The organism is Bartonella sp. B39 (assembly GCF_053795145.1).
The window spans coordinates 986,759-1,013,019 of record NZ_CP200036.1 but is presented as its reverse complement, the minus strand read 5'-3'; the positions used below and the strand labels follow the sequence as shown (position 1 = coordinate 1,013,019).

The following is a 26,261-nucleotide window of genomic DNA, read 5'->3' as shown; positions in this document are numbered from 1 at the left end:
AAATTTAGAATATTTTGAAAAAATAAATAAGATAATGCGTAAAATCAGTGAAGCAAATAAGTAAAAATAATTTGGGAATTGAATATTAGAAATTTAAAAAAGGATCATACGTTCCTCATAAAAATATTTGCTAAGCTAATAAGATTCTGTCATGTGAAAACTTCATAATAGAGGAGGTGAAGGAAAATTGGGATGCAATGTTGAAAAGCGATGATTGACATACTCAAAAGGATAAAAGCCGTTGTTGAGTATCTATTATTTTACTGTTTCCTTCAATAAACGCTTTTAAGGCCTTGGGATAGAGTTCATGTTCGGCTTTAAGGACTCTTTTTGCTAAGCTATCAGCGGTATCATTGGAACAAACTCGAACAGCCGCTTGAGCGAGAATCTTTCCCGCATCCATTTCTTCTGCCACAAGATGAACAGTGCAACCAGTGATTTTAACGCCTGCTTGTAAAACCCTTTCGTGCGTGTTTAAACCTTTAAATGAAGGTAAAAGGGAAGGGTGAATGTTTAAAATTTGCCCTTCGTAAAGTTTTACAAAATGCGGTGAGATGAGGCGCATATAACCAGCAAAGCAGAGAAGATCCGGTTGATATTGAGCTAAAACTGTGAAGATAGATTCTTCATGTGATTCCTTTGTTGGGTAACTTTTTCGATCGACAACATGAACAGGCAAGTTATCGTGATGAGCCTTTTCAATGCCAGCAGCATGAGGATTATCGCAAATAACTGCAACGATTTCAGCAGGGTATTCCTTTTGTTTGCAGGCTTTGGCAAGGGCAACCATATTGGATCCGTTGCCAGAAATAAAAACAACAATTTGCTTTTTCATAAGTGAAGCACACCTTTATAGAGTATTCCTTTATCTTGGCGTTTTGTCAAAATACCGAGGGGGATAACGGTTTCTCCTTGTATTTCAAGTGCTTGCGTAACTTTTTCAACCGCGTGTTGTGCTACGATAATAACCATACCAATGCCGCAATTAAATGTCCGTAGCATTTCTGTTTCTTCTATTCTACCTTGTTTGGCAATCCATGAAAAGACGGGTGGAACATGAATGGTAGAAAGATTTATTTCAGCGCAGAGAGAAGATGGAAGTATCCGTGGAATGTTTTCAGTAAATCCTCCACCCGTGATATGGGCAAGAGCTTTGATTCCTTGGTAATTTCGCATAATGGGAAGGAGCGATTTTACATAAATGCGTGTTGGTGTGAGTAATGCTGTACCAAGGCTTGTTTTAGAATTAAAAGGGGCGGGATCTTGCCATTTTAGATTACTTTGTTGAATAATTCGTCTCACGAGAGAAAAGCCGTTAGAATGAACTCCAGATGCGCTAAGACCTAAAATGATGTCGTATTCTTTAATATCTTTTGAAGGGAGTAGTGCGTTGCGTTCGCATGCTCCTACAGCAAAACCTGCTAAATCATAATCTCCTTCTGCATACATACCAGGCATTTCTGCGGTTTCTCCCCCAATAAGGGCTGCACCTGCTTGTTTACATCCTTCAGCAATACCAGAAACGATTGCAGCACCTTGTTCAGGATCAAGTTTACCCGTTGCAAAATAATCTAGAAAAAAGAGGGGCTCAGCGCCTTGTACGAGTAAATCATTGATGCACATAGCTACGAGATCAATACCAACAGTATCATGGACACCTACTTCAATGGCAATTTTTAATTTTGTTCCCACGCCATCATTTGCCGCTACGAGAATGGGATCTGTGAATCCTGCTGCTTTTAAATCAAAAAGGCCACCAAAGCCGCCAATTTCGGCATCTGCTCCTGCTCGCTTTGTCGAGCGTATAAAGGGTTTAATTTTTTCTACCATGGCATTACCCTTATCGATGTTTACACCGGTTTTTGCGTAGGTAAGACCACACTTGAATTTATCGTTTATAATATCTTTATTGCTCATTGGAGCCTTCCTTATGGAAAATCAGGTTTTGATGTTATGCAATGCCATGAGAGAGTTATCTCTGCAAGAGATATTGATATTACGATTTTAAGAAAATAAGCAACTTTGCTTGTGTCCTATGTTGAAGAAGTTTATATTCTTTGTGAAAAGTTTTTTTAGGACATTTTATGAATAAAATATTAGATAATCACGAACAGTCTTCTTGGCAGCTTATGAAAAAGAAAGTGCGTGAGGATGGATCGCGTGGCCGTTATAAGACTTATGTACCAGCTTATACCCAAGTACCTTTACCTAATAATATGAAAAGGCAAATTTTTTTCTGGCTTAGTACATTGGCTTTTTTCATTTTTTTTATGTTTGTTTTTGAATCTATTTTGCTTCCTTTCGTAGCTGGAATTGTATTGGCTTATTTTCTTAATCCCATTGTTCAATTGCTTGAAAAATTTGGTATTCGTCGTGTTTTTGGTACTATCCTTATTACTTTGTTTATTGTCATTGTTTTTGTTGCTGCTTTAATCATTTTAATTCCTATTATCAGTTGGCAAATACAGCAATTTGTAAGTAATGGTTTACCTGTTTACATTAATCGTATTCAAACTTTTTTTGTTGAGCATGATTTTGATTGGGTCAGGCGTTATTTTGATAGTGATCCAAGTGAATTACAAAGTAATATTAAAGGACTTTTGGGAAAAAGTTCTGATTTTATTACATCTCTTTTGAATTCACTTTTAAAATCAGGAAAATCTATCGTTAATCTTGTTAGCTTATTTGTTGTAGCACCTGTAGTGGCATTTTATATGTTATTAGATTGGCCACGTATGGTTGCAGCAATTGATTCGTTAATACCGCGAGATCATCTTGAAACTGTCCGCAGTATTTTTCATGAAATGGATAGAGCTATCGCTGGCTTTGTTCGTGGACAAGGAACAGTTTGTTTAATATTGGGTGGATATTATGCTATTGGTCTGACCATCACGGGGCTTAATTTTGGTCTTTTGATTGGTATGTTTATTGGACTTATCAGCTTTGTGCCTTATATCGGTACGATGAGTGGTTTTATCCTCTCTGTTGGAATTGCATGGGTCCAGTTCTACCCAAATAATTGGGGGTGGATCGTTGTTGTTATGATCCTCTTTTTAGTTGGTCAATTTATTGAAGGCTATATTCTTCAACCAAAATTTGTGGGGTCATCAGTGGGACTACATCCGGTATGGTTGATGTTTGCACTTTTTGCTTTTTCTACACTCTTTGGTTTTACTGGTATGCTTGTTGCTATCCCTGCGGCGGCGGCTGTTGGTGTTTTGGTTCGTTTTGCTATTCATACTTATCTTAATTCTCAGATGTATTCGCGAGATAAAAATTCGGGGTCGCTAGAATGAATAGGCGTGAAACGCAATTACCCTTAAATTTTCCTTATAACCCAGTTTTCCAATTTGATGACTTGGTGGTAACGGAAAGCAATCGTATGGCTTTCCAACTCATTGATAATTGGCCAAACTGGATTTTACCTATTGCAGTTTTGGTAGGAAAAGAAGGATCTGGAAAAACACACTTTTCTAGCATATGGGCACAGAAAGTTGATGCTTTAAGTCTGCATCGTAATGAAATTGATCAGGCTGTTACTGTTGCTTCTTCAGGAAGATCATTTTTAATTGAGGATATTGATTCGGGTGGAATTAGTGAGACAGGGCTTTTTCACTTGATTAATAGCGTTAAGCAAGCCAATCTCGATACATTTAAAGCTACTTTGTTGATAACTGCACGTACAATACCCTCAGCGTGGAATTTAAAGTTAAATGATTTAAAAAGTCGTCTTAATTCGGTTATGTTGGTTGTAATCAATCAACCTGATGATGCACTGTTAACAGCGGTTGCTTTTAAACTTTTTTCTGATAGGCAGATTATTGTTCATCCAGACATTGTTCGCTATCTTGTAAGCCGTTGTGAACGTTCTTTATTTTCATTAAAACGTGTTATTGATTCTGTTGACCGCCTAGCATTACAAAGAAAAAGTAGAGTAACGCGTGCCGTTATTAGTGAAGTCCTTAACATGCAAATACAGTGAATATTTTTTGAATATGGCACAAATTGTTCAATAAAAAATGCCTGTGTTTTATTATTGTTATAATGTGCGGGTAGAAATATGTTTATTTAAATTTTCTGTTTTTCAATACCTGTCAAGAGTAAATAAGCAGTATGTTTTCATTTACTCCTTTTTCGTACAATGAATCTTTCTTCTTATAATATGCTTAATACGTTATTTGATTGGTTTTGAGATTTATAATTTATGACGTTGCGTTTTTTCTCGTTTGTGCAAGCGTATTTAAACATTTGAAAATGATTTTAGAGAAGAGAAATTTTTTTCTTTTTCCTATTAAGAGAAGTGTCTGTTTTTTAGTTTCTACATTAGTGTTGTAGGAGAGAATAGGATTTTAAAAATAAAAGCAATTGGGAGGAGGAAGTGACAGAATGCCAGATCATTTTCCTCATAAGTCCTATTAGATTTTATATGAAAAAATGATGATGTTGAATCTTTATAGCATTGAAATTTTTGTGCTGCTCGGAATATTTCTGTCACGAAAATTATATTCGCTTAGGTGTTTTTAATATTAAAATTTTTCTTAAAGTAGTATGAGAATTGTAGGATTTTAATTAGAGGAATTAGTTTATTGTTAGCGTGGGGATGTTTTTTCTTGTGGATATTATTTTCTTAATTGCTGTCAATGAAATGTGTTATTTAGCAAAAAAGGGAATTTAAAAAAGTTTTTTCTTGTAAAGAAAAGCAAGAAAATTAAAAAAAAGTGTGTTTTCCTCTTGCACTTCTGTCATGAAAATTTTAGGGATTGTGCGTTAATGAGTGTAAACAGCGGAGCGTAGCGCAGCTTGGTAGCGCACCTGATTTGGGATCAGGGGGTCGTAGGTTCGAATCCTATCGCTCCGACCATGTTTGTTTTTGTGTGAAAGAATGGCCCGATTGAGTGCATGTAGTGAGAAATGGTCATTCAAGCGTTTTAATAGTTTGAAGGAAGCCAGTTATGATTGCACGTATTTATAATCCTGCGAAGACAGCTATGCAGTCAGGTAGGAGAAATGCTGATTTTTGGATTTTGGAATACGAGCCGTTACAAACAAAAATGCTTGAGCCTCTTATGGGATATACGGCAGTGTCTGATATGAGGAGTCAGATAAAAATCCGGTTTGGTAGGCAGGAAGAGGCAGTCGCCTTTGCTTGTAGGAATGGTATTCCTTATCGTGTAGAGAAAGCACATAAGTCGATTCGGCGTGTCGTTTCTTATTCTGATAATTTTCGCAGTGATAGATATCAGCCTTGGACGCATTGAATTAAGAATGTTATTGTGAATTGAGAAAAAATCAATTGGTCCCGTAGCTCAGTTGGATAGAGCAACGGCCTTCTAAGCCGTGGGTCACAGGTTCGAATCCTGTCGGGATCGCCATGTTTTAGCACAATCAATAGACATGTAAAAAATTGGAAACCTTTTTTCTTTTGATTCTATTGATTTTTTCTGTTGCAAATTGTTGTCTATCAGCCCTTTTTGTGAGAAAGAAGTGTATTTCTGTCCAACTAAAAAAATGCTGTAAGTTGCAACGCTGTGGCACTTACGTTAGTGGCAGGTGTTGTTGTTAGCTTTTCGATTCATTTGCTGATTTTTAATTTCTTCCCTGATTACACGATTCATGAAACCGATCGCTTCAAAACTTTCTTTAGCGAAATTATTTTTTGTCTTTCCTACAAATGAATATTTTATCTTAGATGAAACAATTTAAAGTGTTTCTACTCATTCAAGCAAAATAAAAAATACCTATTTAAAAATTAAAGGATAAAAATTCTTCCTTAATTATATATTAAAATGTTATGCAAGTGAGATCTGAATCACTTCTACTCATGTGTTCTAAAGTAGTTATTACCTGTTTTTAAATTTCAGTAGGCATGTGATTCTGATGAAAAATCTAATTTTTATCATGATTTTCTATTTTTTTAACATTTATTGTAAAGTGACTGTAGTGTATTGTTATGCCTAAATATTTTGGTAGAAGGTTTTCTCTAATAATAATGAGAAAAAGAATCATAGAGCGATAGTTAGATTAGAAAACAACGGCACTTTTGAGAAAAAAATCTGATACCTTTCGTAAGGTTATTTAAAATAATAAACTTTTTTATTTATTGAGCTGTGAAATTATCGGCATGCCTACCAGAATCTTGAAGTGTTCTCTCATAAGAAAGTTTAGCAGAAATCGAAGAATTATTAAAGGAAGCTAGAAAAAATGCACATTACGGAGTGAGTGCTGGAAAACTCTCTTCTCTAACTCGTTACCTACACATTTTATACCTTTAAGAGGTATACAAAACCAATAATCTATTTGTGGCATAAAGCCAAATGGTGGGCGTGACAGGGATTGAACCTGTGACCCCTACGATGTCAACGTAGTGCTCTCCCGCTGAGCTACACGCCCATTTGATAACGTTGCATACACCACATAGAATTACAAACGTCAACGCCTAATTTAATTTTCTATTTAATCAGGCTCGAATAACTTAGAAAAATACCCTTTTAAGCAGCTATAAGTATTTTTTCAATCTCATTCACGAGTTCACGCAGGTGAAACGGTTTAGAAAGCACTTTTGCATCAGGAGGAGCATCACTGTTTGAATTGAGTGCTACTGCTGCAAAGCCTGTAATAAACATCACCCGTAAATCGGGATCAATTTCAGTAGCGCGCCGTGCCAATTCAATACCATCCATTTCTGGCATCACAATATCAGTAAGAAGAAGGGAAAATGGCTCTTCTTGTAAACGTTCATATGCGCTAGCACCATTATCGAAATCAGCGACTTCGTAGCCGGCACGTTCTAAAGCTTTCGCTAGAAAGCGACGCATATCATTATCATCTTCTGCGAGTAGGATTCGTTTCATAATTATGTTCCAATAGCTCCATTCGTCAGAGTTTTTGCCACATCAATTATACAATACAGAGTATTTATAAAAAAGATGATAAAATGCTCATAATTGGAACGAATGGCAAAATGGTTAATTCTTATCTTATTTTCAAGAATACGGCATATTAGTTGTGAGTTGGTTAAATTTAAAACGTATGTGATATGAAAAGAAGGAAGCGATGTGTGAATGTTCTAAACGCAATTAATATCAGTTTTTTCTTCTTTTTAATTTTTTTCATTCTAGCTAGATCTCCATTGAAGGACGCATAAGAACATTTTTCCTTAGAGACTATTTATATTAGAACATGAGAGAGGCATTATATTATTGCTGTTTTTGAGAAATTATACGGCAACATTGATTTTTTGCCGCTGTTTATTTTTCATGCAGTTTTTAGACATACCTTGTAAACGCATTGATTTCGTTCTGTAAAGCATTTATCCTGAACAGACAAGATTTATTATTATTTTTTTATGCCATAAATTAAGAACAAAGTTTCTTGACAATACACTAAAAATATAGTTTTGACGTTTTTCATATTGCATTAACATTTGTATGACAGTCATTTTTATTTTTGCAAACTGCATTAATTCTTATGAATTACTCCGCAATTAACCATTTTATTTCCAAGTTTGAAATTAAATTTTCTCGTTCTCAATTGCGTTACAGAAATATCGTTAAGAAATTCCATTATATAAAAGAGCTATTCTTAAATAAAATTGTCCATATTATTATTTTAAAAATAAATATCCTATCTCTTTATCGTATTAAATTATGATTTTACTAAGAAATGTTAACTTATAGGTGTATCAATAGGAATAAATGCGTCAAATGCAGCCCAAAATTGTTTTTTATAATCTTCTTCATGCATGATTGTATCAAGTTCAGCACCCGTGATGGTGATACTATCTGTCAGGCGTGTGCGTTGGCATAATTGTCGCACTTCAATGTTGTTCGCAATATTGTTTTGATTGGCGAGAATAAACAGTGTTGGGATTTGTAAATGCCCATGAAGTATATTTTTTTTCATAGAATCAATTGCATTAAGTACTGATGCCATCCATTGGGATGTTGGGGGCTTGATAGAGGGGAACGGTGCTTTATGAGTGCACCAAAATTGCACATTTTTTTGTTTTGTTTGTTTGAGTTTTTTCCTACCTTTAGCTGGTAAGAATCCAAGACCTATATCAGAAAGAAGTTGTGTTAATTTATGTTGAAAACCATTCGCTTTATTGCCCAACGGAGAAAAAAGGGGAGAAACGCAAAGCATTCTATTAAACTGATGGTTAATGAGATCCAATCCACTAAGTGCTATCAAACCACCTATGCCATAAGTTAGCATGTAATAAGGTGGAGGGCAGTCAGTATAAACAATATTTTTAAGAAATTCATATAAATCATTAATATCACTATTAATATCAAAATAATGATGTCGATTTTGTTTTTTTGTATTGAATTGCGATTTTTCTCGACCAAACCAGTCAAATATTGCTGTATAAAAACCACGTTGAGAAATTTTATTCATTGGTAACAAATATTCTTCTATAGCATTTGCATAGCTTTCGAGAATAACAACTGTTCCCTTAGATTTTTCTCTTTCGGGATATGTTATTGCAAAACGAATTTCACGATCCATGGCTACTTTAAGGTAGCTACTACGGATACTAAGAGGAATGGAACCCCATTCTGTGAGACAAAGAGGTATTTCCAATTGACATCCTTTACAGTGTATTTTGCGACTTATTGCAAAGTAAGATAACGAGAGAACAGACGTTTATTTAATGATGAAAAAGGGTTAAGAAACGGTTATGTTGTTTTTCTGTATTGTTATAAATTCAAGCACAAAAGAGTTGAAATAGGATAGAATAATTACCAAATAAATAATGCGGTTGCCATTCTGGGGCCGCTGGTTCACGGGTTAAGTTTGCCACTTGGGAGCTTCGTGAATCAATTAATTATAGTCGCTCTAAAGGAGGGCAATATTATGCGTCAAGTAGATTTTTCACCATTTTATCGTTCAACAGTAGGTTTTGATCATCTTTTAAACTGGTTTGATTCCAGGACACAGCCCGATGATGTTTCTTCTTATCCACCCTATAACATTGAACGTTTAGCTGAAGATTCTTATAGAATTTCTATGGCTGTTGCTGGTTTTTCTCAAAATGAAATCGATATAGAAACGCATTGCAATCAACTGATCGTTAAGGGTGAGAAAAATCCTGAAAATGATGATAAAGAACGAGAATTTCTTTATCGAGGCATTGCTTCGCGTGCTTTTGAGCGGCGTTTTCATTTAGCTGATCATGTTAAGGTTATTGGAGCAGAGCTTGGCGATGGCCTTCTTCATATTCAGCTTAAAAGAGAAATGCCAGCTGAATTAAAACCAAAAAAAATAACTGTACAGGCATCATCATTTGCCATAAAAGATGATAACAATTCATAGTATGTGAAAAACAAGCTTAAAAGCTAGAAACTAGGATGATTATCGATTCTTTGAAATAGAGAAATAACGCGAGATCTTTGTCTCGCGTTTTTTATTTTTCTATCAAAAGAAGGAGAATTTAAATGTCTTTCTGTTTTCAATTTGTAGTAATTATTTCATTATACACTGTTGTGCATTGAAGAAATAGAGGAAGTTTTTAAAGCTTCATCTAGATACGAGAACAATAAGTTAACTGTAATTTCTCATTATATTTTATACTAAGTAGGAAGATGTGAGATTAAATAGAAATATATGATAATTATTTGCTTTTATATACAACTTTTACTATTAAATGCGCGTTTTGTCAAAATGGATTTTAATATCTAAAATTTCAAAAAAGAGCGATTTAATAATAAAAATGAGAAAAGGCTTTGAAAGCCCATAAAACAACCTTTGAATCCCCTTTGAAAAAATCAAATAAACAAACAGCTTGCTTCAAAATCAATCAAACATGATCAAATAATCTCCCCTTGATTGCTTAAAAACATTGCGCCGTTTTGCTTTGGAAACCTCCACCAAGATTCCGCTAGCGGCACGTGAAGTTTTGGAGCTGATGACCAGTGTCAGCCGAGCCGGAATCGGCGAGCAAGATCTAGAAGCTTTTAGCGTTTATGCTGCTAAAGCTGTGGTGGATTTTGATATGACGGGGGATCAGATTGGGGAGCGCTTTGCTAAATTGCGCAATGTCTTTAAACTCAATCAGGAAGGTATTGAGGCTTTAGGCGATGCCATCAATCATCTCTCCAATCATATGGCCGCCAAGGCCAGTGAGGTTTCCGATTTTACCAATCGTGCCACCGGTGCGGCAACCATGTTTAAACTCACGGCGCGTGAAACAGCGGCGTTTGGTACAGCAATGATTTCTGCTGGTATTGTTCCAGAAAGCGTAGCGCGTGGTTTTAATGCAATCAGTGCCCGTATTCAGGCGGAAGGAAAGCATATTGAAGATGCTTTTACCAATATCGGGCTATCCCGTGAAAAATTCATGGAAGATCTTGATAAAGATGCCATCGGTACCTTGGTTCGCTTTTTTGATGTTTTTGGTAAATCAGAAAAGGGTATGCGCCCTGGTGAAAAGGCTTTGTATCTTTTATGGTCCTATTCATGTGCGTCTTGTTGATACCTTTAGAATAGATGAAGAGAACAGAAAATATAAAGCCTTAATTGATGAAGCAAAATGGGTTTTAGAAAGCTCTGTAGTGAAAGCCGCTTAGTTTTAAAGAAACATGAATTCCCTTCTCGCCTGCAAAGGAGGAAAGGAGATTAAGCTACATCCTTGATTGCAATAATGATCTGTTTGCCAAAAACTATTAATGCTTACTCCAGTGTTTGAAGTTTAGTCGGATAATTTGGATCAAGAATGCGTCTCGCTTCTGTTTCTTTTTACCTAAATGATTAACCAATTCTGTTTTTGTATATTAGCTTTATTAAAAGCTTCTGTCACTGCTAGCTTAAGAGCATTCCATGCATTTATCATTACCGCTATAAGGTCTTTACTATTGCTGCGGTATAGGTAAAGATAAATCACGCATAAGATAAGCTACATAATGCCAACCCTAAAGCTTCCAGAGCATTTTTTAACGTTTCAGCTCAATTTTCTTCAGCTGTAATTGCTTCTAATACATCCGGAAATGTTATCATAAAACCGCCATCTGGATCAGCTTCCAATTTCACTTGATAGGCATATTCCATATTTAGATCTTCTCACCATTATCGATATGTTTTTGAAACAAAAAATCAAAAGCGTTTGAGATGATAATTTATACTCACAACTGCTTTTTTATTATTTTTACGTAAATTGGCGTTAATTCACCAAATTTAAAACGGTTGTTCTATTTCCAAAAGTTACCCAATGATGTGATTCTTCGTCTGCATCAGGAGGTTCACTGTAATGAATGCCTCTTTTTTAGATTCTTTGCGCAATTCTCTAAGCAGCATTTCTCGTTTTATTTAGCCACTTTTAGAGGATGTTTATTGAGTGGCAACAGATAAAAAATATTTTTACTAGTCTACAAGTACCAGCTTTAATTGGGATTTGCGTAATGCTTTCAATACCTAAGCAAAGCAGGTTGAGCACTCTGCTGAAAAGTAAATTACTGAAGTGATATCAGCCCAATTGAAACGTATCAAAGATGGTGCTTACATTTGAGAAAAATTTAAAAGCCAATCAATTGATAATGGCTGTGATACACGTTTTGATTTACTAAGCTATTGGAAAGGAACGTTCTCCAATGAAAAGACTTTGTATCTTTTCGGTTCTATTCATATGCGTCTTGTTGGTGCTTTTAGAGTAGATAAAGAACACAGAAAATATAAAACTTTAATTGGAAAAGCAAAGCGGGTTTTAGCAAAAATTGTAGAGAAATCTGTTGAAGTTAAAAAACATTCTTTCCTCACAAGTGGGAAGGTGGTTAAGATAATACATTGTTTAACCAAAATGTAAAACGATTATCTTGTGCTAGTTATTAGTGTGGAGGTTAATTATGCCAAAGTCAAAAAATCAAACTAACCAAGCAAGTGCTGCATTAAAAGAAAATGATCTCGCAAATGAACCTTTAGAAAGTCTTCTTGCACGTTTAGAGGCTAGTGAACACGAAAAAAAAACAAGTAGCATGTTCAGTAATAGAGCATTAAAAAGCATTATTGAAGATTTAGAGAAGGACATCGCCGATGGTAGTTTTACTAGAAAGGTTTATGTACATACAGATATTACAATGATGCCTGCTCTAGTCGAGAAAGCAAATGATCGGGATGCAGCTATGAACATTCACCTTGCTATGACTCCTCAAGGCCTTGTTGAAAAGATGAAAAAAGTTGTGGACAGTGGAGCTGAATCTGCTAGGTTTCTAGTTGGAACAGAGGGTGAAGACGCCCATTTTGCGGTAATAGATTATCGAGACTTTTCTAGCAGGAAATCCTTGGTATTGCTTGAAACCACAAACTTTAGAAATCCAGCAGCACAAATGCTAGCGGTAACGAGCAAATCAGCTATTGAAGATTCTCAGTTACCTGGTTGTCATTTTTCCATGGCGGAAATGAATATTCAAAAACACTCCTCTGGAAGTGGAATTGTTAGTTTGGCTTTAGCCAAAAAACTTTATCTCGAATATCCTAAGTTACTGAAAATGCACATCGATAATATTAATGGTGATTTATGTAAAGAGGGTATTCCTTTATCTTCTAATAAGGTAGATAAATATCTCCCACCCAGCTTTTACAAACACGCACACTGTGACAGGCGTATCAAGCAATATGTAGAGGAAAATCCAGAGGCTTTACATGAAGCCATCAATAAAAAAGGCCAAAATCTTTTTGAAAGAGCTCATAAGAACTTAACTCTCGCAGATGATCAAGAATTCTCTGTTTCGGCACATAGGAAAAGGATTAAAGAATATAAATCTCTTATGAGATGAATTTCAATCTCTGACGAGGTTATAATATAATTCTTTAATGTTGAGGTTAAATATGATTAAGGATTAATCTGTGCATTCAAATTTATTAATTTTGATAAATTAGTCTGCTTTTTCTGCTTATAATGCACTAACATTGTAAGCATTTTGCATATCCAGCCTAAATTTAACTGTTAGATTCCGCTGTGATATCAAAAAATAGGCTGGCCTTAGTACTATTATTCCATTGAACTGATTGATCGTCTTGATTTTGTTGATACTATTGCTGTCTTCAAGGTTTTTTTTGCTTTTTTTACGCAACGCCAATCCTTTATGCCGGACAATTTGGAGCAGAACTAGCGCTTTATTATCACTGGGCGCCTTCAGAAATTAACCAGATGGATTGGCGGGATGTGATTTCCTATCGCAGCGAATTAGCACGCCTTAAAGCCCTAGAATATGAAAGCCATCAGTTAGGATAAAATACTCTCATGGATGTTTCCCTTGTTGTGCGTTTTGTTAATCATCTGCAAGAGGGGATAGCTTCTGCCAAGCGGGATCTTGCAGCCTTTAGTTCAGATGTTGCGCATTTCCAAAACAAGACAAGGCAGCACTTTAAAAATTGGTTTGACCCTGAGCATCTGAGGGAGGCAACAGCAAATGCGGAAAATGCTTTCAATCAAGCACGTGGGCGCATGGTGGGTGCCATTGCGCAAACAGCAACCTTGATTGCCCCTCTCTATAAAGCCATGCAATTTGACCAATCGATGAAAGGATTGGAAAAGGTTCTGGATGCGCCCCTTGAGCGCTTAAAAGCATTGCGCCGTTTTGCTTTGGAAACCTCCACCAAGATTCCGCTAGCGGCACGTGAAGTTTTGGAGCTGATGACCAGTGCCAGCCAAGCCGGCGTCGGCGAGCAAGATCTAGAAGCTTTTAGCGTTTATGCTGCTAAAGCTGCAGTGGCTTTTGATATGACGGGGGATCAGATTGGGGAGCGCTTTGCTAAATTGCGCAATGTCTTTAAACTCAATCAGGAAGGTATTGAGGCTTTAGGTGATGCCATCAATCATCTCTCCAATCATATGGCCGCCAAGGCCAGTGAGGTTTCCGATTTTACCAATCGTGCCACCGGTGCGGCAACCATGTTTAAACTCACGGCGCGTGAAACAGCGGCGTTTGGTACAGCAATGATTTCCGCTGGTATTGTTCCAGAAAGCGCAGCGCGTGGCTTTAACGCAATCAGTGCTCGTATTCAGGCGGGAGGCAAGCATATTGAAGATGCTTTTACCAATATCGGGCTATCCCGTGAAAAATTCATGGAAGATCTCGATAAAGATGCGACCGGTACCTTGGTTCGCTTTTTTGATGTTTTGGGCAAATCAGAACAGGGTATGCGTTCCCTGATTGCCATCGCTGGACGCGATTTTACCGGTGATTTTGCCAAATTGGTCGGCAATCCCGAATTGTTATGGCAAGCTCTAGAGTTTGTGAGAGATCCAAAAGTCTTTAAAGGCTCGGTGGAGCAAGAGGCGGACAAACAAGCAACCGGTGCGATGAGGCAATTTGAACTTTTGCAAAACCGTATCGTGGCGTTGGGGATTACCATTGGTGAAGTTTTATTGCCCCCTGTCAACAGTTTGATGAAAAGTGTTGGCAATTTTACCAATGGGTTGATGACATGGGCGAATGCCCATCCCACTTTAACAAGCGCTATCATCAAAACCATTGCCGCCCTGATGGCTTTTAATATTGCTCTGCGTGTGTTGCGTTTTACCATGGCTGGTACACGTCTTGGGTTTCTGCAGTTGATCAGCTCTTTTATCAAGCTTGGAGCACTCAGTCGTGGTCTTAAGGCAAATTGGCGAGGGTTAGCGGCTTCAGGTCGCTCACTGGGAATAATGGCGGCAGGGCTTGGTGGGAGATCACTGCGTCTTTTACGGCCGATAACTTTACTGGTGGCTACGTTTCGGGGGCTTATGGTCTCTGGTTCTGCATTCGCCGCCTCTTTTGGTTCGATAGGGACAGCGATAGAAGTGGTTGGGGCTGGCATTGCCTCTGTAGTTGGTGCTGTTTTTACCCCGATAGGGGCTCTGATTGCTGCTGTTGTGGCTGTGATCCTTACCGCTTGCTTTGCTTTGTGGAAATATTGGGATCGTTTCTCTTCCTTTGTCAAAGGCTTTGCACGGGGAATAACACGCGCTCTTAGTCGTGCCTTTGAAGCCGTCATGCGCTTTTTTGGTGCTGATACCGCAACCATCACCAAGTGGAAAAATATTATTGCCGCTGCTTTTGATTTCTCTCAAGCTTGGCAAAAATTCAAACAAGGACTTAACGCTGTTGGCAGGTGGTTTGGCAATGTGTGGGATGGGTTTAAACAAAGCCTTTCCAACTTTTGGCAATGGTTGGTTAGTTTTTTTGCTCAAGAAAAGCTCTCTGAGGATGCCAAAGCCGGTATGGAACAGGCGGGGGAGGACTTGGCCAATTGGATTGTCGATGGTTTTATGGCCTCCATCACGGGGTTGAGCGATTTTTTTACATCCTTGCCCCGCCGCATCAAGACATGGATTGGGTCGATTGATTTATCGGACCTTTTCCATTTGCCAAGTTGGCTTGGGGGCAAAACAGCCATTCAACCGATTGTGCAATTTGCGGGAAGCCATCACAAACAGGCTCCTGACACAGGGATAAGGGACAAAGACCGCTCCACCACCACCCACAATCAAAATGTTACGGTGCATGTCAATGGTGCGCGTGATCCTATTGCCACTGGTCGTGCGGTAAGTCACGCCATTCAACGTGCACGTGCCAATGCCCTGCATGGGGGAACAGAATGAGGGGAGGGAGCCTATGAGAGATCCTTTGATGATGTTAGGACCACATCAATTTTATGTGGACTGGTTGAATTTCCAATCCTTTGAAGAAGAGTTTTCTGCCTCCTGGATCTCTATGGAGCGTTTTGGCAAGGCACCTGGTTTGCAATTTACCGGCTATGGTAATGATCCCAAAACCATCCATGGGGTTTTGTTTCCAGAAGAGTTTGGCGACCGTGAAGCGATAGATGCCATTACCCAAACGATTCGAGCAGCCAAACCCGTTGCGATGATCCGTTGGATCAATGATACCACCTATAGCGCCATTATGCATGGCTGCGTGGTGCTCACCAGTATTAGTAAAGACCATGATTATATCAGCCGCTCTGGCCAATCTCAGCGTCTCCGCTATTCCATTAGTCTCTTGCCCTTTTTTGATGGGGGAAAACCTCAAGGACAGTATCAGATGGGGCAATATCAGATGGGACAATGCCAATGAAGATAGCAGAAAAGCACATTGTTGTAGAGCTAGAGGATATGAGCTTAGACCTCATCTGCTTTCACCATGCCATGGCTGTGTTAGGGGATCGCTCTCGCGTGGGAGCTTTAAAAGGTTATTTAGAAGCCACATTGGAGGCCAATCCAGAGATTGCCAAATATGGTGTGCTTTTGCCACGTGGATTGCGTGTGATACTTCCTGAATTTGTGTTGTCTAATCCCCAAAGCATGGTGAAGCGGCTATGGGATTAATGCGTACATACCCTTTTATTGTGGTTAAGGTGGGAGACAGACCTGTTCATGAAGTTTTTTACCAGCGTCTTTTAACGGCAACCATCACTGATAATGCCGGTAATGAAGCCGATACATTTGAAGCAGAATTTGACGATAGCGGTCATGATTTAAGTGTTCCGGCCAGCAACAGCACTCTACAGGTGATCTTTGGCTATGAGAACATCATCAGTGCGTTTATGGGGCGTTTTGTTGTTGAATCGGTTGTAAGTTCAGGCGGCAGTGAAGGAGAGATTTTACGCCTTTGTGGCAAAAGCGCCTCGATGCGTAAGGAACTCAAAGAACAAGCTAGTGAACATTTTGATCACAGAACCATTGGTGAGATTGTTGAGACACTCGCCAAGCGCCATGGCTATCAAGCAAAGATCAGTCCCCAGTTGACCAAACAAGCTTTGCCTTTGTGATTCGTACAGATCAATCTGCGAACCCGCCTTGCTGACCACATGCAGGCACGTTTTTTGATCAAGGACAATAAGTTTTTATTTTTAAGCGGAGACAATTTACCAGCACTCGAACTTCATAAGCACGACTGTTCCAGTTGGGAATTCACGTTGGAGCCACGCACGCAATACGGTGTGGTGGAAGCTTCTTATTTTGATCGCTCAAAAGGGCAGCAATACCAAGTCAAACATAAGACAGGGGTTAGCGGACCTGTGCGTCGTCTGCGGACTTGTTATACCTGCAAGGAAGAGGCGTTAGCAGCAGCGGCATCAGAATCAGACCGACTTTGCCGTGCTGTGGGGAGTGGTTCTTTGACCCTTGAGGGTTATCCAGAAATCATGGCCGATCAACCTCTTTTGCTACAGGGGTTCCGCAGCGAAATCAATGGTTCATGGAAAGCCGCAACCGTCACCCATCGCTATGAGAAATCAAGCGGATACACCACAGAAATTACACTGGAAGCACCAAACAAAAGGGAGGAGAGACACAATAAATAGAGGCTGGGCTGGTTACCCAGCCAACGGGGATAGTTTAGCGACACACCCGTCCGATGCCAAAACACATAACATCGCAGCCACTTCTTATCACTTGAAGCAATGAGAAGGCGGCTATCATGTATGGAAGAAGTTAAAAAAGTATGGATACACTTTATGCTGAAACATTAAAATCTGTTGATCCTATCACACCAGCTAGTGCTTATATTGGTGGTAAAATCAAGTTGTCTAAAACCCTTATCAGAATCATTGAAAGCATTCCTCATAAAACTTATGCAGAACCTTTTGTTGGCATGGGAGGAATATTCTTTAGACGAAAATTGAAACCTTTATATGAAGTGATCAATGATCGTTCAGGTGATGTGGTGAATTTTTTTCGGGTGTTGCAACGCCATTATCAGCCATTTACGGATTTGTTAAAGTTCCAGATTAGCAGCCGTGAAGTATTTCAACACTTCTCTTTACAAGATCCCAAAACCCTTACGGATTTAGAGAGGGCTGTACGATTTTTCTATCTGCAGCGTTTGAGTTTTGGTGGTCAGGTAACCAATCGTAGGTTTAGAGTTGATCCTCACTGCACTGCACAGTTTAATCCTTTGAAACTTGAAGCCTTGTTAAAGCTTATTTACCGTCGTTTATCCACGGTCACCATTGAACATTTAAATTGGTCTGACTTTATTCTTCGCTATGATCGTCCACAGGTGTTTTTTTATCTTGATCCACCTTATTTTGGCGTTGAGCCCTATTATGGAAAGGATTTGTTTAAGCGGGAGGATTACCAGACCATGTCTGCGCTCCTTGCGCAATTAAAGGGGAAGTTTCTTCTTTCACTCAATGATGTGCCAGAGATCCGAAAAACCTTTAGTCAATTTCAGATAAAAGAGGTCACAACATCTTACACATGTGGTTTAAATCGTGCGACTCCTGCCAAAGAACTGATCATCTCAAATTGTGATTTTTAACAGAAAAAAAAGACTCATTTAAAGGGTCTTTAAATAACCTTTGTAAGGCCTTTGAAGACCCTTTGAGAGCCCTTTGAAAAAATGAAAATCCTTTGAAAAGGAGGTAGTTTTTACAAAATACGATACAAATTATACAAAATTTTATGGTGCTCATGCACTCATGATCTTACAAACTGTAGGTATCAAATCATGTGATTGTGGCAAAAAAACTGATCATCTCAAATCGTGATTTTTAACAGAAAAAAAAGACTCATTCAAAGAGTCTTTAAATGATCTTTGAAGACCCTTTTAGAACCCCTTAAAAAACCCTGTGAAAAAAAATAAATTGGTGCAAAACTAGGTGGCAAATAGTGCAAAACCTGCTGGCAAGCTACAGTGGCGGAGGGGGTGGGAGCGTTATATTTATATGTAATCAATAACTTATATAAAGGTGAGGGAATTTTGATTCCATTGATTCTTTTAACTTATTTTCCTGTCTATCCCGAACTTTTTAATAGCTTATTCTCAACCATTTTATCCAAATATGAAGCAAGATTTGTCAGTATGGTACTTGATCTTATTTTTATTAATCGTATAGTGGCGATATACGTTAGGGGTGCTAATGGCAATTGTAAGTTTCAAACATAAGGGCTTGGAATTATTTTATACAACAGGTTCGATAAAAGCTATTCGATCAGATCATGTAAAAAATTACGCGTTATCTTAACGGCCTTAACGAGTGCTACCACGCCTGAAATGTTGAAAGCGCCTGCTTTTAAAATGCACCCTCTTAAAGGTAAACTCGCAGGATACTATTCTATATGGGTGAATGGAAATTGGCGTATTACCTTTCGCTTTATCGGAACAGACGTTGAGCTTGTTGATTATCAAGATTACCATTGATGAAAGGAATGAAAAAATGATGCATAACCCCGCGCACCCGGGCGAAGTTCTAAAAGTAGCTTTCTTGGAAGAAATGGGGATAACAATACAAAAATTAGCTGACCATCTCCATATGACAAGAGCCTCTTTATCAAGAGTGATTAACGGACATGCTTCTATGAGTACCGAGCTTGCTGTTAAATTAGAATTAGCTGGTTTTAGTAAAGCAAAGTTTTGGTTGGATATGCAAACAAACTATAATTTATGGCAAACAATGCAACAGGTACAACCGCCTATTTCTCCTCTTGTTTCTGATGCTACTCAAACGCCACTTTGATTTGTTTTTTTAGCTTCTGTCCATTGTCTTAACCTTTTTGAAGCTTTTTGATTGCTTCTATTGCTAGACGTTTTCTATCGGCTGTTTTGGTATAAAGGGATGCCATTTTATCTTCTGTCCAGCCAAAAAGCGCTTTCATTTGTGAAACCGTAGCACCAGCATTGGCAGCACGTGTTGCTGCTAATTTTCTTAATCCGTGCGCTGATTTTTTAATATCCGCTGCATTACATGCTTTGCGAAATAGATTACCAAAGCTTTCTTTGCTAAATTTTTTCCCACTTTTTCCGCAAATAAATGTCTCTTCACCTACGGGACCAATTTTAAGAGTTTCTGCTAGTTCTGGTAAAATCGGGAGAAAGACATCTGTTTTAAATTGGCTTTTTTCTGTTTTGAGATGAATGATATTATCTTTAACATCTTTCCATCCGATACGAACGGCGTCACCACGGCGCAGTCCCGTATAAAGAAGAACATCAACCCAGACCCGCTCATGTGTACCATGTACCCATCTATTATAATATTTGTCTATGTCCTCTTCTAGCCATGGTAACAATCCCTCGTTGTTAAGAGATTTTGGTGCTTTTATATTAAATGCAGGATTTCTATTTAAAAGAGCATTATCAACTGCCCAATTAAAGAGACCGTTTAAAGAAGTCAAAAAGTGTTTTGCGGCTGCGGGGGTGTCGCGTCTTCTATCTACAGCGTCAAGGATATGTTGCTTCTCTATGCTTTTATATGCGCGATCACCAATATGTTTAGAAACATTACTCAGGATTCTGTATTTCACTTTTTTAGTAGATTCTGATTGATTATGCCATTGCATACTTTGCAAATACTGATGCAACAACCAATCGAAAGACCCTTCTGTAAGCCTGGTGCGCTTCACGGTTTTTGAAGAACCGCTCTGTGCTTTTTTGATGGCGAGCATGTAATTATCAACAAATTCCTGTGTTCCGTAGGTTCCTTGAATCCGAAACCGTGAACCGTGACCAATACGCACATACCATATAGTTTTACCATGGCGTGTACATTCACGCACAAGGTGCGGTGGACGATGTTTTGGCATGACTAAAACTTTATACCATCAACAGAGGGACAGGATTGGTTGGTACTATATTCTTCTTGTTCATTTTCAAGTGGGGGAAAATCGTCAACACTATAAGTATTCCCTGTCGTTTTGTGTGGGATGGTTTTATTGATATGAATGAATAATTCTCCCGTAGGCTTGATTTCTATTAGTTCGCAGCCTTGTTTCTTCGCTTCTCGTAAAGCACGTGCAATAGCAGGTTGCGTGATAGTAGGTGGACGATGCGGCATGTTTATTCCCCTTAATTTTGGGTGCAATTCACTTGTGGCGTGAAGCACGCTTTTGTTAAAAATGGTTGTTTGGTTGTTAGAATCCTATTTCTAGAGACTGTGTGGTATTGACCACCTTCCCGCCTGTAAAGATGAGAAGATGAAATCAATTTTTTAAACTAAGCAGCCTTCACGATAGTTCTTGCTAAGACCTGTTTTGCTTCTTTGATTAAGGCTTTATAGTGTTCAAGTTCTTCTTCAAGGCCGTTTGCATCCAACAAACGTCTCATTATCACCCCTAAGATTTCTCCAACACCGGCAGGTTTTTTTAAACACTCATAAGAAAATAATTCACAACCAACAAATTGATTTTTTAACTTTTTCTCACACTCAATGAAATAACGACGGGCTTGACGTCCTTTTTCATTACGTTCAACCATCGAAAGCTCTTTCGCCATATCTAAAGTGATGTGATATTCTTTGCTGATAACATTTTGACGTTTCCCAATTTTGGGAAGCGTTAAAATAAAATCTTTTCCTTCTTCAAATTCATACTGATTAATACGATTTGTAATCCAAGTAGCAAAACGTTTTCCTATTTCCAAAAATATGTGCAACTCACGTGCGTTGACAGTTTGAACAGTTTCCTGATCAATAGTCTGTTCTTTGATTTTGATGAGAGTGTTCATCGTGAACTCCTGTTCGATTGGAGGTTTTTCATTGACACTTTTTAAAAGTGCCGGGCGCTGAAAAACACGGCGAACAGTCCGTCGTTACGCTTTCCCCATAAGAGTATTGTATAGCGTAACTACACCCGACAAGATCATTATACGCAACAAGCGCATGACGAGTCAAAGTCTTTAATGTGCGGAGAAGAGATTGTTTCGGTAATCTATCCGCTGCTCGTTTAAGGCGTTTTTCAGGCACCTGATTCGAAGATATATATACTGATAGTACATTGTCAATTAGAAAATTAAAAAATTGATGTAAATAAACGAGATTTATTTCATCAGTCGATTCATATTTCTTTTCCATGGTTTATTTCCTTCATTTGCACACAATCTACCCGTAGCGTGAAGCACGCATTGATTGAAAGTTGTTGAGGGCGGGGATGCTTGGAGGAGAGAGCACCCCCATAACTTTAAGCAGCTTTTGCTAATATCTTTTCTGTGTCTCGTTCTATCTCTACTAAAAAGGCTTCGACAGCTTTATTGATATATGCGATCTGTTTTTCATCACGGTGTACGCGTTTTGCTTTGATCCGTAAGGGCGCCGATTGGCCAGTAAAGCGTGGATCATAACTCACAAAATCACACCATTGACGTCCTGTACAAGCCATTTGGAATTGCATTTGTGCGAGATATTCAGGCTTGATCTGGTTATCGAGAAAAAAGCGTATATGCGTTTTTGATCTTGGACATTTGACCTCTATTAATCCATGATCCCCAATCAGACCATCAGGGCTTGCACCGGCCATCTCCATTGTGGGGTGTTGGATAAAACCGCACTTTGTAACATGAGTATCATAAATGAACTCATATTCTTTGATTGCATCCTCTTCATGGTCAATACCCCATCGCATGTCTTCAGTTTCATAATGGGGGCTTATTTCCTCTGTTAAGCGCTCTGTGATGAGTGTGATTTTGTAGTCATCATATTTGCTTGTCGGCAAACCTTTTGCTGTCTTACTGAGTACGTTGTAAATATTAGAAGCAGTGATTTTTCCCAACCGCACTTGAAACCACTCTGCTGTTCTTTGTTCCATCTCACACCGCCGTTTGTTGTTTTTGTTGTCTTGGTGCAGATTCAATATCTTGAATATGTATGCATTCGGCATCTTGTATAAGAAGATCGGTTTGCTCTTGTGGTTGCAAGGATTGTTGTGCGGCAGCCATTTGCATGCATTGCTTTTTCTTCAACCCCTCTAAAGCCATTTGTGCTTTCTCATAAGAGAGATCGATGAGGCTTTGTCCTTTTACAAAAGAGAGTACTTTTGCTTCATCTGTCTGTGTTTGTTCCATGAGTTTTTTGATTTGTACAAGCATTTCATGAGAAATTGGTTGCTCTTGTGTGTTGTTGTTTCCTTCATTAATCCGCACAGCTTCATCTTCTTCATAGATTCCAGAAAATCCGAAGGCATACCGTGCACATTGTATGGTTGCCTTATGGCGCAACATGCGAGCAGGGTATTTCTGCCAAGGATCTGTTTTTTGTTTGCATTCGTTGAGATATTCAGTGACTTCAATGGGGTCTTTAATCTCTTTCAAGCGTATGGCACATTTGATAGCAATGAGATTGCCGTTATTGTCGAGTTGATCTTGAAAGGTCATGCCGTCAAATTTAGGATTTGACTTTATGATCTTGATCCATCCATCAATAGAGACAACAGGGATGATGCCGCCGCCTCGTTTAGGAAGAGCATAAATCTCTTTAGTGAGTGGATTGAGGCCATAAGTATTAGCTACCGAAATAAAAGCAGCAAATTCTTCATCAGAGAAGTTATGGCTGATACAGGTTTTGATGATAGTCTTTCGAAATTCTTGTTCTGAGAAGCCATATTTTTGCGATATAAGGGCTAAAGGAGAATTTGTCATTTTGGTTTCCTTTATTTACGCATCACTCACCCGTGGCGTGAATCACGCTTTTGTTAAAAATGGTTGTTTGTGCTGTTAGAAGTTGGTCTTTTGAGACCGTGCTCACTTATCAGTGAGTTCGTATTTCTTTTCCATAGTTTTTCTCCTTTGTTAATGCATGCTTTGTCTTTTAAGTTCTTGAGACAGCACACCAATTCCTTTTGCTGTGATTTTTGCGCAAGGAATGAATTTTTCTATTCCACTTGCGGTTTGAAGTGTGATGGTTGGACAATCCATAAGTTTCTTTTGGATTTTGTCTTGGTACGGTAGCAAATTTCCACCTACTGATCGTCTGTAAACCCAACCTTTTTGCTGTAAGAATTGAATGAACTGTTTTGGTTGCATCTCGAGTATTTTAGCGGCTTCTGTAAGACCAAAGAGTCCATCATGGCGTTGTAAGCTTTCAAGAGCCATTGCTTTTGGCTTTAAATCTTCAATGATGGTGTCTTTTTGATCTATTTGCCCTTGTAGGTAATTCAAAAAGCCAATCATAGCTTTTGGACTTGAGTAATCGATTTGTGGAACCGCCACCTGCTTTTCTAATTCTTGCCAACGATCAATTATTTTTGCACGTAAAGTAGTGCTATAACCAGAAACAAGAATTAAGCATTCACGCTTGGGGAGATGATAGCAATTTTGAGGCTTGCCTTGTTTGTCTAAATAGGTGCCCTCAAATTTGAGGAGACCCCCTTCAGAGTATAATTCCCCTAACATTTGCTTAATGTCGCGTCTTACATTGTCATGTCTTTTACCGCATAACTCTGCAATCTCACGGCTAGACATAGTTTGAACCGTTTGGTTATTAAAATCGTTTTCTGCTGTTGTCATAAGATTATGCATGATGAACTCCTTTCAAGAAGCTCGTATTTTTTTCAGATGTTCTAATAAAGTCTTGCATCATCACTGCCTTAATTAACCAAAACACAAGGTTTGATATAATGCTGTGTTTTTGCTTCTGTGGTATTTTGTTTTGGCAATTTTCTTTGCTGCGTAAATTGTGAAGTGATGATTATCAATTTCATCTGTTTTTATTTCAGATTTTGGACAAATCTTTTTTCTGTTCCATTCTTCTTTTGTAAAAACAAAATCCACCCCCTCTTTCAGATCAAACTTTTCAACACAATCATTAAACCAAGTGGAAAAATCTTGTTTCAAATGTAAACGCCTATGCATTACATGGGCATTGACCATTGGGATGTAACCGGTTTTATCCTCTCCCTCGTTTTTGGGTGTGATGTATCGTTCAGTCTCTTTACTTTTGGCATGACTGTTCATAGATTTGTTCTCGTTAATGATTGATGGAGAAAGGGGGCGCTTTTTCAAACGCCCTTAGAAATTTTAAAGCACATCACAAGGACGCAATCGGTGCTGCTGTTCATAGGTACCAAACATTTCATCTTCATATCGCTGCTGTTTTATATCGTCTAAAAAAAATCCGTATGCTGCACTGTGTTTAATAAAGTCATGAGGTATGATGTCGTCAAAACACTGTTGTTCACGTTCTTTAAGGTAAAAATCGGCAATATCTTCAGAGATATCTTCACAACGGTTCATAGCTGGTTCAATGCGAAAGATTTGGACAGCGTTATCAGCTTCGTCAATAAAGTCGATAATGTCATTTTCTTCGTAAAATGGTCCAGACTGAGCGAGATTTTGTACCTCATTTTCACATATGACTAAGAGAATTTCATCTGAATTTATAAAAATTGGTTTTCCCATAATTTCCCCTCCATTACGCCTCTTAGCAATTAATTCTGTTTGCTTTATGGGATACTTATACGCAAACGTATAAATAAAATCAAGAAAAAAATTACGAATATTTCACTTTTTTCGCATTTGTGTATAAATATTGTCTTTAGAATAATAGAATCAAAAGCTTTAATCGGTTATTTCATAAAAAGTCGATAGGCTTTACGGGGCAATATTGAAACTATTTCTCCAATCCACTTGATCTTAACATTTTTAATAGGGGTTGCATTCCATGATTTGAGTACAATGCCCTCTGAAGAGCGAGTAATTTGTTTGATGAATCGCCTATTGTCTTCTGTTAGAACAACAGCTTCATCACCATAATAGTCGCTCACTGGCTTTGTTTGCAGATATTTAACTACAATTAAGTCCCCATCCTTATATACAGGATACATAGAATTTCCACGAACCATGAATCCTATTGCTTCAAAAGGTAAATCAAAGGGTATCTCAATTGTTTCAAGTCCGTCTTCTGGAATTTGTTCAACGTCTGTATCAATCTCTAGCCCTGCTCCTACATATCCCATAACAGGAACAAGTGTAGTAATTTTGTTATAGCCCTTTAAGCTTTTATATAATTCTAGAATTGCATCTCTGTGTGACCCTCTAGGATCTGACTCACTCCCCAACCATCTTGATACGGTTGCTTGGGTTACATTTAGTCTATCTGCAAGATCTTGTTGACTGAGACCAAATTCAGATTGCAATACCTGCAATGTAGCAATGATATTTTTTGTCATAATTAATTACTTATGATTTTTAAATTAAAAAAATCTATTGTTTTTTTAATTAAACTGTATACAATTGCGTATATGGTTAAAAATAATGGACAACTCAAATGGACACAAAGGAAAAATTAAAGATTAAATCTATCCGAAAGTGTTTATCTCTAACACAAAAGGAATTAGCAGAACTTTTAGGCGTTAAGCAAGCTTCTGTTTGTCGTTGGGAACAAGGCAAAGGATTATCATTAAAAAGTTATTTAAAACTGCAACAGTTGAAAGATAATTCTAACTCAACGACCTCTTTTGTCAACGATTTCTCTGTTTGCATGAAGCCGGGCAAGCGAAGTGAAATGATGCAGTCTCAACATGAGGAAAAGTAAGTGAAGTTTATTACGTTTAGCTCCATGAAGTTAGAATATTA

At 38.2% G+C, this 26,261-nt stretch carries 25 protein-coding genes, 3 tRNA genes and 4 pseudogenes; 17 read left to right on the top strand and 15 right to left on the bottom strand.

Annotation, left to right across the window (positions count from 1 at the left end):
* Positions 1 to 223: 223 nt before the first annotated feature.
* Entirely contained in the window at positions 224 to 835 is a 612-nt protein-coding gene (gene purN, locus V4P57_RS04850; protein WP_455465482.1) for a phosphoribosylglycinamide formyltransferase, read from the bottom strand.
* Positions 832 to 1,917 carry a phosphoribosylformylglycinamidine cyclo-ligase gene (gene purM / locus V4P57_RS04845; protein ID WP_455465481.1) on the bottom strand — a complete coding sequence of 362 codons (1,086 nt, stop codon included), beginning with the start codon at positions 1,915 to 1,917 and terminating at the stop codon, positions 832 to 834. The genes purN and purM overlap by 4 nt, the downstream gene beginning before the upstream one ends.
* A gap of 167 nt (positions 1,918 to 2,084) precedes the next feature.
* Between purM and V4P57_RS04840 the strand changes: the two genes are divergently transcribed.
* The 5 genes from V4P57_RS04840 (at position 2,085) to V4P57_RS04820 (ending at position 5,372) form a co-directional block, all read left to right on the top strand.
* Entirely contained in the window at positions 2,085 to 3,296 is a 1,212-nt protein-coding gene (locus tag V4P57_RS04840; protein ID WP_455465480.1) for an AI-2E family transporter, read from the top strand.
* Positions 3,293 to 3,982, top strand: a complete 690-nt coding sequence (hdaA, locus tag V4P57_RS04835) for a DnaA regulatory inactivator HdaA (protein WP_455465479.1) — start codon at positions 3,293 to 3,295, stop codon at positions 3,980 to 3,982. The genes V4P57_RS04840 and hdaA overlap by 4 nt, the downstream gene beginning before the upstream one ends.
* A gap of 802 nt (positions 3,983 to 4,784) precedes the next feature.
* Positions 4,785 to 4,861 (top strand) — tRNA-Pro (locus tag V4P57_RS04830).
* Between the two features lie 91 nt (positions 4,862 to 4,952).
* Positions 4,953 to 5,258 (top strand): ETC complex I subunit, encoded by a 306-nt coding sequence (locus tag V4P57_RS04825; protein ID WP_455465478.1) that lies wholly within the window; start codon positions 4,953 to 4,955, stop codon positions 5,256 to 5,258.
* 37 nt (positions 5,259 to 5,295) lie between these two features.
* Positions 5,296 to 5,372, top strand: a tRNA-Arg gene (locus tag V4P57_RS04820).
* Between the two features lie 943 nt (positions 5,373 to 6,315).
* On the opposite strand, the gene V4P57_RS04815 is transcribed toward V4P57_RS04820, so the two are convergent.
* The 3 genes from V4P57_RS04815 to V4P57_RS04805 form a co-directional block, all read right to left on the bottom strand.
* A tRNA-Val gene (locus tag V4P57_RS04815) sits at positions 6,316 to 6,390 on the bottom strand.
* A gap of 98 nt (positions 6,391 to 6,488) precedes the next feature.
* Positions 6,489 to 6,851, bottom strand: coding sequence for a cell cycle two-component system response regulator CpdR (gene cpdR, locus V4P57_RS04810; RefSeq protein ID WP_317993347.1), 363 nt, complete (start codon positions 6,849 to 6,851; stop codon positions 6,489 to 6,491).
* Between the two features lie 814 nt (positions 6,852 to 7,665).
* Positions 7,666 to 8,583, bottom strand: coding sequence for a serine aminopeptidase domain-containing protein (locus V4P57_RS04805; RefSeq protein ID WP_455465477.1), 918 nt, complete (start codon positions 8,581 to 8,583; stop codon positions 7,666 to 7,668).
* 273 nt (positions 8,584 to 8,856) lie between these two features.
* Between V4P57_RS04805 and V4P57_RS04800 the strand changes: the two genes are divergently transcribed.
* The 11 genes and pseudogenes from V4P57_RS04800 (at position 8,857) to V4P57_RS04750 (ending at position 19,437) form a co-directional block, all read left to right on the top strand.
* Complete coding sequence (locus tag V4P57_RS04800; RefSeq protein ID WP_455465476.1) at positions 8,857 to 9,315, top strand: Hsp20 family protein; 459 nt, start codon at positions 8,857 to 8,859, stop codon at positions 9,313 to 9,315.
* Positions 9,316 to 9,823: 508 nt separating this feature from the next.
* Positions 9,824 to 10,420 (top strand): annotated as a pseudogene (locus V4P57_RS04795) (phage tail tape measure protein); the annotation flags it as partial.
* Positions 10,409 to 10,568, top strand: a pseudogene (locus V4P57_RS04790) (phage antirepressor Ant); the annotation flags it as partial. The pseudogenes V4P57_RS04795 and V4P57_RS04790, both read left to right, overlap by 12 nt.
* A 1,269-nt stretch (positions 10,569 to 11,837) precedes the next feature.
* Positions 11,838 to 12,767, top strand: coding sequence for a YopJ/AvrA family T3SS effector serine/threonine acetyltransferase (locus tag V4P57_RS04785; RefSeq protein WP_455465475.1), 930 nt, complete (start codon positions 11,838 to 11,840; stop codon positions 12,765 to 12,767).
* Between the two features lie 467 nt (positions 12,768 to 13,234).
* Positions 13,235 to 15,577: a phage tail tape measure protein gene (locus V4P57_RS04780; RefSeq protein WP_455465474.1), complete on the top strand. Its 2,343-nt coding sequence runs from the start codon at positions 13,235 to 13,237 to the stop codon at positions 15,575 to 15,577.
* 13 nt (positions 15,578 to 15,590) lie between these two features.
* On the top strand, positions 15,591 to 16,052 hold the full coding sequence (locus V4P57_RS04775) for a phage tail protein (RefSeq protein WP_455465473.1): 462 nt from the start codon (positions 15,591 to 15,593) through the stop codon (positions 16,050 to 16,052).
* Positions 16,049 to 16,303, top strand: a complete 255-nt coding sequence (locus V4P57_RS04770; RefSeq protein ID WP_455465472.1) for a tail protein X — start codon at positions 16,049 to 16,051, stop codon at positions 16,301 to 16,303. Before V4P57_RS04775 ends, V4P57_RS04770 begins: the two co-directional genes overlap by 4 nt.
* Positions 16,303 to 17,280, top strand: a pseudogene (locus V4P57_RS04765) (phage late control D family protein). The gene V4P57_RS04770 and the pseudogene V4P57_RS04765 overlap by 1 nt, the downstream one beginning before the upstream one ends.
* 140 nt (positions 17,281 to 17,420) lie before the next feature.
* Positions 17,421 to 18,239 (top strand): DNA adenine methylase, encoded by an 819-nt coding sequence (locus V4P57_RS04760; protein ID WP_455465471.1) that lies wholly within the window; start codon positions 17,421 to 17,423, stop codon positions 18,237 to 18,239.
* Between the two features lie 601 nt (positions 18,240 to 18,840).
* Positions 18,841 to 19,121, top strand: a pseudogene (locus V4P57_RS04755) (type II toxin-antitoxin system RelE/ParE family toxin).
* Between the two features lie 16 nt (positions 19,122 to 19,137).
* The gene (locus V4P57_RS04750; RefSeq protein WP_455465470.1) at positions 19,138 to 19,437 is read left to right on the top strand and encodes a HigA family addiction module antitoxin; all 300 of its coding nucleotides are present in this window, start codon (positions 19,138 to 19,140) and stop codon (positions 19,435 to 19,437) included.
* Between the two features lie 28 nt (positions 19,438 to 19,465).
* On the opposite strand, the gene V4P57_RS04745 is transcribed toward V4P57_RS04750, so the two are convergent.
* From V4P57_RS04745 to V4P57_RS04700, 10 genes are all read right to left on the bottom strand, one after another.
* Positions 19,466 to 20,503 carry a tyrosine-type recombinase/integrase gene (locus V4P57_RS04745; RefSeq protein ID WP_455465469.1) on the bottom strand — a complete coding sequence of 346 codons (1,038 nt, stop codon included), beginning with the start codon at positions 20,501 to 20,503 and terminating at the stop codon, positions 19,466 to 19,468.
* A 2-nt stretch (positions 20,504 to 20,505) separates the two neighbouring features.
* The gene (locus V4P57_RS04740) at positions 20,506 to 20,754 is read right to left on the bottom strand and encodes a hypothetical protein (RefSeq protein ID WP_455466936.1); all 249 of its coding nucleotides are present in this window, start codon (positions 20,752 to 20,754) and stop codon (positions 20,506 to 20,508) included.
* A 158-nt stretch (positions 20,755 to 20,912) separates the two neighbouring features.
* Entirely contained in the window at positions 20,913 to 21,422 is a 510-nt protein-coding gene (locus V4P57_RS04735; protein WP_455466935.1) for an antA/AntB antirepressor family protein, read from the bottom strand.
* Positions 21,423 to 21,450: 28 nt separating this feature from the next.
* Positions 21,451 to 21,768, bottom strand: a complete 318-nt coding sequence (locus V4P57_RS04730; protein ID WP_455466934.1) for a hypothetical protein — start codon at positions 21,766 to 21,768, stop codon at positions 21,451 to 21,453.
* A 106-nt stretch (positions 21,769 to 21,874) separates the two neighbouring features.
* The gene (locus V4P57_RS04725) at positions 21,875 to 22,498 is read right to left on the bottom strand and encodes a lambda exonuclease family protein (protein WP_455466933.1); all 624 of its coding nucleotides are present in this window, start codon (positions 22,496 to 22,498) and stop codon (positions 21,875 to 21,877) included.
* 1 nt (position 22,499) lies between these two features.
* On the bottom strand, positions 22,500 to 23,327 hold the full coding sequence (gene bet, locus V4P57_RS04720; RefSeq protein ID WP_455466431.1) for a phage recombination protein Bet: 828 nt from the start codon (positions 23,325 to 23,327) through the stop codon (positions 22,500 to 22,502).
* A gap of 150 nt (positions 23,328 to 23,477) precedes the next feature.
* On the bottom strand, positions 23,478 to 24,206 hold the full coding sequence (locus tag V4P57_RS04715) for a Rha family transcriptional regulator (protein WP_455466430.1): 729 nt from the start codon (positions 24,204 to 24,206) through the stop codon (positions 23,478 to 23,480).
* 72 nt (positions 24,207 to 24,278) lie between these two features.
* Positions 24,279 to 24,641, bottom strand: a complete 363-nt coding sequence (locus V4P57_RS04710; protein ID WP_455466825.1) for an antA/AntB antirepressor family protein — start codon at positions 24,639 to 24,641, stop codon at positions 24,279 to 24,281.
* A gap of 63 nt (positions 24,642 to 24,704) precedes the next feature.
* A complete protein-coding gene (locus tag V4P57_RS04705; protein WP_455466428.1) occupies positions 24,705 to 25,085 on the bottom strand; it encodes a hypothetical protein in 381 nt (126 codons plus the stop codon).
* Positions 25,086 to 25,252: 167 nt separating this feature from the next.
* Positions 25,253 to 25,855: a S24 family peptidase gene (locus V4P57_RS04700; protein ID WP_455466932.1), complete on the bottom strand. Its 603-nt coding sequence runs from the start codon at positions 25,853 to 25,855 to the stop codon at positions 25,253 to 25,255.
* 98 nt (positions 25,856 to 25,953) lie between these two features.
* On the opposite strand from V4P57_RS04700, the gene V4P57_RS04695 reads away from it, so the two are divergent.
* Positions 25,954 to 26,220 (top strand): helix-turn-helix transcriptional regulator, encoded by a 267-nt coding sequence (locus tag V4P57_RS04695; protein WP_455466931.1) that lies wholly within the window; start codon positions 25,954 to 25,956, stop codon positions 26,218 to 26,220.
* Positions 26,221 to 26,261: the final 41 nt, after the last annotated feature.